Origin of the sequence: uncultured Jatrophihabitans sp. (assembly GCF_964246335.1) — a bacterium.
Classification (GTDB): Bacteria; Actinomycetota; Actinomycetes; order Mycobacteriales; family Jatrophihabitantaceae; genus Jatrophihabitans.
This window is the reverse complement of the sequence record NZ_CAXTQF010000120.1, coordinates 1-3,523: the sequence shown is the minus strand read 5'-3', so window position 1 is coordinate 3,523 and position 3,523 is coordinate 1. Positions and strand designations below refer to the sequence as shown.

General features: G+C 70.3%; 2 protein-coding genes. Both read left to right on the top strand.

Annotation, left to right across the window (positions count from 1 at the left end; genetic code table 11):
* The coding region (locus ACFFCN_RS18525) for a peptidoglycan D,D-transpeptidase FtsI family protein (RefSeq protein WP_375494077.1) at positions 1-1,863 on the top strand (1,863 nt) is incomplete at its 5' end.
* Position 1,864: 1 nt separating this feature from the next.
* Complete coding sequence (locus ACFFCN_RS18520) at positions 1,865-3,454, top strand: UDP-N-acetylmuramoyl-L-alanyl-D-glutamate--2,6-diaminopimelate ligase (protein ID WP_375494075.1); 1,590 nt, start codon at positions 1,865-1,867, stop codon at positions 3,452-3,454.
* Positions 3,455-3,523: the final 69 nt, after the last annotated feature.

The following is a 3,523-nucleotide window of genomic DNA, read 5'->3' as shown; positions in this document are numbered from 1 at the left end:
ACACAACGGCGGCCCGAACAGCGCCCTGCACAGCGCCCGGGTCCGGCACGGAACACGCGCCCGCCGGCCCGCCGGCCGCGGCAGCCGCGTCGGCTGCGGCTCGGCCGCCTCGAGGGCCGCATGCGCTTCGGGCTGGCCGCGGTATGCACGCTGCTGCTCGTCATCGGCGGCCGGCTCGTGCAGCTGCAGGGCGTGGACAACGGCAAGTACGCCGCCGCGGCCGCACAGCAACGCGTCGACACCGTGGCGTTGCATGCGATGCGCGGCTCGATCGTCGATCGCTTCGGCACGCCGCTCGCGCTGACCTCCAATGCACAGGACATCACCGCGGACCCGAAGCAGGTCAGCGTCGCGAATCGCATCGCGTACGCCACGAAGCTCGCCCCGCTCCTGCAGGTCACGCCGTTGTCGATCACCGCCGCGCTCGCGCAGCACTCGCAGTACGCCATCCTGGCCACGGCCCTGCCGGCCACCCGCGCGCAACAGGTCGAGAAGCTCGGCCTGCGCGGCATCTACACGCAGGCCACGACGCAGCGGCAGTACCCGGGTGCCACCACAGCGGCCAACGTCGTCGGCACCGTGCACTCCGACGGCAGCGGCGCGGCGGGGATCGAGGCGCAGTTCAACAGCCTGCTTGCCGGCCGCGACGGAACCATGACGTACTCGGTCGACAACACCGGCAACGTGAATCCGAGCAGCAAGACGTCGACCCATCCGGCGCGCAACGGCGCAACCGTGCGATTGACCCTCGACCAGAGCCTGCAGTACGTCGCCCAGCGCTACCTGGACAAGGCGGTGCCGGAGTCGCGGGCGAAGGACGCCGAGATGGCGGTGCTGGACGTGCACACCGGGCAGGTGCTCGCGCTGGCGTCGTCCGGCACGTTCGATGCGGCCGACCCGAACACGATCGACCCGGACGCGCCGATCGACCCGCCGGTGATGTCGGCGTTCGAGCCGGGCTCGGTGCAGAAGGCGATCACGTTCGGCGCCGCGCTGCAGCAGCGGCTGATCCAGCCGCAGACCGTGCTCAACGTGCCCGACCACATCCGGATGGGCGGCGTCACGGTCCGCGACGCGTGGTTCCACAAGCCGGAGAAGTTCACCGCGACCGGTGTACTGGCCGAGTCGTCCAACGTCGGCACGCTCGAGATCGCGCAGAAGCTCGGTCCGGCCACGTGGTACCGCTACGAGAAGGCGTTCGGCATCGGTGACAAGACGGGCATCGAGCTGCCTGGCGAGAGCAGCGGGTACGTGCCGCCGTTGTCGACGTGGTCGGCGTCCACGTTCGCCAACCTGCCGTTCGGCCAGGGCGAGAGCATGACCGTGCTGCAGCTCGCGTCGATCTACCAGACGATCGCCAACGGCGGGGTGCGCATCCCACCGCGCATCGTGCAGGCGGTCACCAAGGCCGACGGCGCGCGAACGCGCACCCAGCAGCCGGCAGGCATCCGGGTGATCAACCCGCAGACGGCGCAGACGCTGCGCACCATGCTGCAGTCGGTGACGATGCCCGGCGGCACGGGTGTCAAGGCAGCGATCAACGGCTACCAGGTGGCGGGCAAGACCGGCACCGCGCAGCAGCCGGACCCCGCACACGGCGGCGCATACTCCAGCTACAAGAACTGGGACACCTTCGCCGGCATGGTGCCCGCGGACAACCCGCAGTTCGTCGTGGCGATCATGGTCGACAACCCCGCGCACGGCGTCGAGGGTGGTGACGTGGCCGCGCCGCTGTTCCACGAGATCGCGACCTACGAGGTACAGCACGCGGACGTCCCCCCGACCGGCGCACAGGGCGTGCACGTGCCGTTGCAGGACTGCCGCGGCGTCAACAGGGCGACGTTGCCAGCTAACGTTTGCTGACGTGGCGACGAGTTCGGACGGCGGCATCCCACGTCCCGACCGGGTGTTGCCAACTCCATTGCGGACGCTGGCTGACGAGCTCCGCTGGACTGGAGTTGACCCGGAATGGGCGGACCAGTCCGAAGTCGTAATCGGCCGTGACGTCGCGGTCACCGGCATCACCGCGTCGAGCAAATACGTACGTCCGGGTGACCTTTTCGCGGCCCTCCCCGGCGCCAGGGCCCACGGCGTCCGCTTCGCGGCGCAGGCCAGAGCCGCCGGAGCGGTCGCACTGCTGACCGATCGTGCCGGCCTCGACCAACTCGACGGTGAGTTCGACTCGGTGCTCGTAGTCGAGGACGTGCGGGACCGCCTCGGCCGGGTGAGCGCGAAGGTTTACGGCTCGCCGAGCAGTTATGTCGCCGCGCTGGGTGTTACGGGAACCAGTGGTAAGACGACCACGACGTTCCTCATGCGAGCCGGTCTGCAGGCCGCCGGCAGGGTGCCCGGCCTGATCGGCACCGTCGCGACGATGATCGGCGACGACGAGATCAAGACCGGGTTCACCACGCCCGAGGCGCCGGAGCTGCAGGCGCTGCTCGCTGTCATGCGCGAGCGCGGCGTCACCGACGTCGCTATGGAGGTGTCCAGCCACGCGCTCGCGCTCGGCCGCGTCGGCGGCACCTGGTTCCGCACGGCTGGCTTTACGAATCTCTCCGAGGACCACCTCGACTTCCACGAGACCATCGAGGAGTACTTCAAGGCCAAGGCGTCGCTGTTCCTCAACCAGCATTACACCGACCGCCCCGTGGTGGTTGTCGACGACCACTACGGCGATCTTCTCAGCGACATGCTCGGCGGGCCGGCGGTCACGGCGAGTGGCTGGGACAACCCGAGCGGCACGTGGCGCGCGACGCGTGTCGTGGAACGGCCCGACGGTTCGACGACGTTCCGCGTGGTCGGACCGGATGGGCACCTGACTCGACGTGGCCCGATCGAGATCGACATGGGTTGCGCGATACCCGGGCGTTACAACGTCGCCAACGCCGTGCTCGCTCTCGCACTGCTCTACGAGGACGGCGTCGACCCGATCGTGGCGGCGCCCGCGATCGCCGCCGCGTCGGTACCGGGACGGATGGAACGCATCGACGCGGGGCAGCCGTATCTCGCCGTCGTCGACTACAGCCACAAGCCGGCGGCGGTCGACGGTGCGTTGCGCGCCCTGCGGCCGTTGACGCGTGGCAAGTTGATCATTGTGCTCGGGTGCGGCGGCGACCGTGACCGCGGCAAGCGGCCGCACATGGGCGCCATCGCGGCGCGCGACGCCGACGTGCTCGTGGTCACCGACGACAATCCCCGGTCCGAGGATCCGGCGGCCATCCGCCGGGCCATGCTCGACGGTGCTCTGGGGGTGCCCGCCGCCGAGCGCGGCGAGGTGATCGAGGTCGCCGGCCGCGCCGACGCGATCGCGGCAGCCGTCGAGCGCGTCGGCGCCGGCGACACCGTCCTGGTCGCGGGCAAGGGCCACGAGACCGGTCAGGAGATCGCGGGCGTGGTGCACCCCTTCGACGACCGCACCACGCTGCGCGCTGCCGTCGAGGCCCACCGGTGATCCCGACCGCGCCCCACGCCCCGGTCCGTTTGCACCCGTCGACGTCGCTAACGGCCCTGGAATCGGGGC